This is a genomic window from Gordonia lacunae (assembly GCF_002149015.1).
In the GTDB taxonomy this organism is placed as follows: domain Bacteria; phylum Actinomycetota; class Actinomycetes; order Mycobacteriales; family Mycobacteriaceae; genus Gordonia; species Gordonia lacunae.
Genome location: NZ_NGFO01000071.1, coordinates 1 through 4,603, shown reverse-complemented (window position 1 = coordinate 4,603; position 4,603 = coordinate 1). Strand labels below are relative to the sequence as shown.

Annotated in this window: 7 protein-coding genes; 3 read left to right on the top strand and 4 right to left on the bottom strand. The window is 65.6% G+C overall.

Features of this window, described 5'->3' with window-relative positions:
* A partial coding sequence (locus CA982_RS26085; protein ID WP_086537951.1) for a hypothetical protein occupies window positions 1–410 on the bottom strand: 410 nt, incomplete at its 3' end.
* A gap of 45 nt (window positions 411–455) precedes the next feature.
* Window positions 456–1,115 carry an MspA family porin gene (locus CA982_RS26080; RefSeq protein ID WP_244176513.1) on the bottom strand — a complete coding sequence of 220 codons (660 nt, stop codon included), beginning with the start codon at window positions 1,113–1,115 and terminating at the stop codon, window positions 456–458.
* Between the two features lie 180 nt (window positions 1,116–1,295).
* Between CA982_RS26080 and CA982_RS27035 the strand changes: the two genes are divergently transcribed.
* Both CA982_RS27035 and CA982_RS26070 read left to right on the top strand, forming a co-directional pair.
* Complete coding sequence (locus tag CA982_RS27035; RefSeq protein ID WP_244176512.1) at window positions 1,296–1,748, top strand: hypothetical protein; 453 nt, start codon at window positions 1,296–1,298, stop codon at window positions 1,746–1,748.
* A 41-nt stretch (window positions 1,749–1,789) separates the two neighbouring features.
* Window positions 1,790–2,272, top strand: a complete 483-nt coding sequence (locus CA982_RS26070; RefSeq protein WP_144066136.1) for a DUF4442 domain-containing protein — start codon at window positions 1,790–1,792, stop codon at window positions 2,270–2,272.
* Between the two features lie 173 nt (window positions 2,273–2,445).
* On the opposite strand, the gene CA982_RS26065 is transcribed toward CA982_RS26070, so the two are convergent.
* Entirely contained in the window at window positions 2,446–3,063 is a 618-nt protein-coding gene (locus CA982_RS26065) for a DUF998 domain-containing protein (protein WP_086537949.1), read from the bottom strand.
* Window positions 3,064–3,174: 111 nt separating this feature from the next.
* Entirely contained in the window at window positions 3,175–3,594 is a 420-nt protein-coding gene (locus CA982_RS26060; protein WP_086537952.1) for a MarR family winged helix-turn-helix transcriptional regulator, read from the bottom strand.
* A gap of 248 nt (window positions 3,595–3,842) precedes the next feature.
* Here CA982_RS26060 and CA982_RS26055 point away from each other — a divergent pair, with 248 nt between their 5' ends.
* Window positions 3,843–4,466 (top strand): hypothetical protein, encoded by a 624-nt coding sequence (locus CA982_RS26055; protein ID WP_086537948.1) that lies wholly within the window; start codon window positions 3,843–3,845, stop codon window positions 4,464–4,466.
* The last annotated feature ends 137 nt before the right edge of the window (window positions 4,467–4,603 follow it).

The following is a 4,603-nucleotide window of genomic DNA, read 5'->3' as shown; positions in this document are numbered from 1 at the left end:
GGCCAGTACTGGGTGATGCCGATGGGTCGGTTGGGCTGGGTGCGGTCGAGGTAGACCCCGATGCGTCCGCCGGGGCGGGCGGCGGCTTCGGCGACGAGTTGTTGTTTGCTGCCGTGGAAGTAGCGGCGACCGCCCTCATTGGTGCGTAGGTACTGGAACTGTGAGTCCGCTCGCACGATGACCGAGGTGTGCTCGATGATTCCGGGTTGGTCGAGGAACCGCACCAGTCCCATGTCGGCGGCTTGGCGGGTTTCGGCGTGGGTGAGCCATAGCACGGTGTAGCGGTTGTCTTGTTGGACCTCGACGGCGTGTGCGGAGCCTGCACCGCTGGTGATACCGGCGCTGGCGGCGGCGATTGCTGCTGCGGCGCACACGCCGGCACCGATTCGCTTGATGCTGACACTTCTCATGAGGGTCTCCTTGCGATGTCGTGTATGTCGTTGAGGCCGCGGGGTTTAGAGGTAGTGGGGTTGGCCGTAGACGTTGATGGTGTTGTCGTTGGTGGGGGTGGAGATGGCGAGGGTGACGTAGGCGCGTACGGCGACGGGGCCGAGGCAGCCGTCGACTTTGACGTGGACGCCGTCGACGGTGAGTCCGGCAGAAGGTCCGGCGAGTTTTTTGGTGCCGAAGGGGATGTTGGCGATGGTGCCGGGTTTCAGGGTGGTGGAGATGTTGCCGTTGGCTTGGGCGCCGACGATCAGTGCTGGTGGCCAGGAGATCGACATTTGGGCGGTGGGGCCGGCGGTGATGCCGAGGGTTATCCCGGAGGTGACGTCGGTGTTGCAGCCGATCTGGAAACCAGAGCTGATGGTGCCGGCCGAGACTGCGGTGCGACCGGCGCCGGTGATGCGTCCTTCTCCGCGTAGGGACAGGAATCCTTCACGGGTCCAGGGTGATTGGTTGAGGGGTGCGACGCTGCGGACTTTCTCGTCGGCTTTGATGGCGGTGACCCGCCATCCGTCGGCGGTGGTTTTCGACACCTGGTGATCGGGAGAGGTGGCCGCGGCCGCTGTGCCGGGCCCGGCGGCCACACCGACCGCGACTGCTGCCGCCGCAACACCCGTGACCACGCGTCGACGCGCGCTGCCCCGCAGACCGTCCCCGATCATCAACATCAACACACCGACCCTTCGCTATCGTGAATACGGAGAGTCCACCACACGAGTCCGACATTCACTATCGGAAACTGACGGTTGTGACAGAAGCAACATTGTGGGTTTGCTGGTCGTGGCGCAACGTTGCTCCCGTCCGTGGGGCGGCATAGCGCGGTCGCCCCGGATGGCGGAGGAGGTGTGATGGTGGGCGAATCGCCGGATGGCCTGCCCGGCAATGACATCGCAGGAGGCGATCTGTCGTGGGCGGAGTTGGTGTCTGCGTTGTTCGAGCACACGCCGGGCGCGGTGCCGGGTGTGCCGTTGACTGGGCGTGAGGTGTGTCGCCGCGCCAATCAGACCCGGGCGGGGCGGTTGCGAGAACCGATGCTCTCGTCGTTGCGCCGCGGACGGGCAGTCGAACCAGGCTTCGGCATCATCGTGGCGGTCGCCGACGGCTTCGGCGTCGACATCGCGTTCTTCACCCGAGAGTTCCACCACCAACACCAAGATCAGTCGATGGCGCAGCGGGTGTTGGCGGCCAACACCACCTGGCCGCAGCTGTATCGACTGGCCACCGACATCTACGAGCTACCCGAGCACCACCGCACCGGCATCCTGTCCCTCATCACCATCCTCGCCTCCACGGAGGGGTGAAGGGGTGGTCGACCCCACGAGCTGTCACGGATACTGGCTCGGTGACGACCAAGACACCTTTCCATCGCTGGTTGTTCGCGCCGGCGCGTTTTCGACTGCTGGTCGGGCTCTATCCGCCATTGTTGGGCGCCGGAGTACGAGTCGCTTACATGGCTGATGATTGGACTGACGGCGCGATTTCGATGCGGGTGTATCCGTGGACGTCGAATCTGCACGGTGCGGCCTTCGGTGGGGCGCTGTTCTCGGCGACCGACGTGCTGTACGGCATGATGCTCGCCGCTCAACTCGGGCGCGACTACGAGGTGTGGACCAAGGCCGCCACTATCGAGTTCCACAGCCCGGGGCGGGGCACGTTGCGACTGCGAGTGCAGCTTCCGCCCGAGGAGGCCGAGCGCATCCGCACGGTAGCAGCACGTGATGGAATCGCCGAGGTCGTTCACCGCGTCGAAATCGTCGACTCGGGAGCGGCCGTGGTAGCCAGTGCTCAGCACACGATGCGGGTTCGGAGCCGCTCAGCCGGCTGAGCGCCGATCAGTCGGTGTTCGTAAGCGCATGTCTGCGACGTCGTCGAAACCGCTTTGGTCCCAGCGGTTGTCGAATGGGCACAGGTGACGTGGACGAGGTCGCTCACACCGGCCTTCGGCCCATCGAGGTAGTCGTACGTCTCGTCCGGGGGGAAGGTCACGCTTCTCCGTCCTCAGTGCGCCGACCACGTGGGCTCGATGACCAGGGCGACGGGTAGTAGAAGGAAGAACGTCGAGATCGCGAGGATGAAGACTCGTTCGGTGATGCCGAAGAGGTGGGGGCGTAGCGGGGGGAGTAGCGAGATGATCAGTGCGATGAGGGAGAGCATCGCGATCATGTTGAGCGCGTGGAGGACTCCGGCGAACGAGTTGTTGCTGGCGGCGAGGAGCTCGCTGAAGCGTCCGGTGAGGGTGTAACTCAACGCGAACCACGTGATGGCCGCGAGGAGGTGGATGCGTCCTGTCAGGGTGGCTTGCTCGCCTTCGAGGTCGGTGGGGAGCGCCGGGAGGATGAGAAAGATCGTCGACAGGGCGACCAGGTATGCGGTGGTGGTGGCGTGCAAGGCCCAGTGCGGGTAGCCCCACCACACCACTGCTGCCAGGGCGGCGAATAGTACTGCTGTGACGACGTTCATCGCAGTGGCGAGTGTGTGAGTGGGTCCGACGGCGTAGTCGCTGACCGCGTGCTTGATCGGTGAATAGTGGGCTCGGCCCACGATGTGCAGGGTGGCCAGTAGTGCGAGCCGGCCGACGGCCGCGAGGATGCTGACGGCCAGAAGGAGTGAGACCATGCGGGTGCTCCCTGTGGGTGATCTGGGGTGGTTGTCGCCTCACTCCTGGCGGGAGATGTTGCGACGGTGTGGGTTCACGCCCCGGTGGCTGGGCGGTGATGCCGGTCCGTGTCAGCCCGGGTTGCTGCTGCGGAGATGGGTGTGGAGGGTTCGAATGGTGTGTGCCAAGTGGTGTGGGTCTATTCCTGCGGCCGCGGCGCTGTTGTCGAGGGAGTTGCCCAGCGACGTCGTGGCGGCTTCCTTCACCGCGAGCCCGGCGGGTGTGGTCGCGAGTTGACGCACGTGGCCGGAGCCGGCGGGGGAGATGTCGGAGACGAGGTCGTGGCCGAGCAGGTGTTTGATGATCGCGCTCGTCGACGGTTCGCTGATGCGTAAACCTGCGGCGAGTTGGCGCCCGGTGAGTCCGGGGTGCTCGCTGATGATCACGAGCGCGACATATCGGTTGTAGTTCAAGCCGAAGTCCGCCAGGATCTTGTCGGCTTGGCGGTCGAGGGTGCGTACCAGATCGTGAAGTTCGTAGGCCAGGTCCACGCCCACTAACTTAGCTGCCTAATTTAATGCGCGCAAGACAGTTGTCTGCTCGATGCCCGGTCCGGCCGATCCGCAACGCGTGGGCCGTTCGATGAGCCCGATGGACAGCTCCGATCCATCTCCGCACGTTTGGCGGTGATTTCTCCGTCATGACGCAGATGTACGCGTCATCGGCACGGCAGACAGTGGACTCACCAGACGGGGGCACCGGCAGGGCCCACGACCGCCGTACCGAAGGAGACCGCACCGTGAACGCCAAGTCGATGATCCTGGGACTCGCCCCGTGGTTCGTATTCGCCTGGTCGGCCGAACGACTGGGCGCCGACCACGTCACGCTCGCCGCGATCGCCGCGTGCGTACTGGCCCTGGCCGTCACCGTCTACGAGGCGGTCCGCACCGGCGGCGGATGGAAGATCATCGATGTCGCCGGGGTCGTCCTGTTCGGCGTCATCGCGCTCATCGGCATCGTCGGCGACGCCCAGGTCGACGAGGCGCTCGTCTTCTTCGGGCGCGGTGGTTCGGCGTTCGTGCTCGCCGCGGTGATGGCGGTGTCCGCGTTCACCGTCCCCTTCACCGAGCAGTACGCCAGGGAAACCGTCGACCCAGCACTGTGGCACTCGCCGGTGTTCCGCGCCAAGAATCGCCAGATCAGCCTTCTGTGGGCGGGCGCGATCGCACTGATGGGCTGCTCGCACATCGTCGCCGGTCTGCTGGCCTCGACCTCGACGGCATCGGGTGGCCACCCCGGCAACATCCTGCTCAATTGGGTGGTCCCGATCGCGCTGATCGTGTTCGCGGTCAAGCGGACCCGGGTCATCGCCGACGCCGCGCCCAGTGCGCCGGCCGGCACCACCGCCCCGACCGCCGGTTGAACAGCTGTGGCACAACTCCTTTCACCGACCGAACCTGTCGCCGACACCCCGAAGGTAACCCGATGACCATCGCCACGCCCCCGASCCCCGCCCCCATCGACATGGCGCACCACGCCCACCTCACCGGCGTGTACGCC

Excerpts from the sequence above, each read along its gene's own strand:
- CA982_RS26080 (WP_244176513.1), bottom strand. The coding sequence starts at position 1,115 with ATGTTGATGATCGGGGACGGTCTGCGGGGCAGCGCGCGTCGACGCGTG.
- CA982_RS27035 (WP_244176512.1), top strand. The coding sequence starts at position 1,296 with ATGGTGGGCGAATCGCCGGATGGCCTGCCCGGCAATGACATCGCAGGA.
- CA982_RS26065 (WP_086537949.1), bottom strand. The coding sequence starts at position 3,063 with ATGGTCTCACTCCTTCTGGCCGTCAGCATCCTCGCGGCCGTCGGCCGG.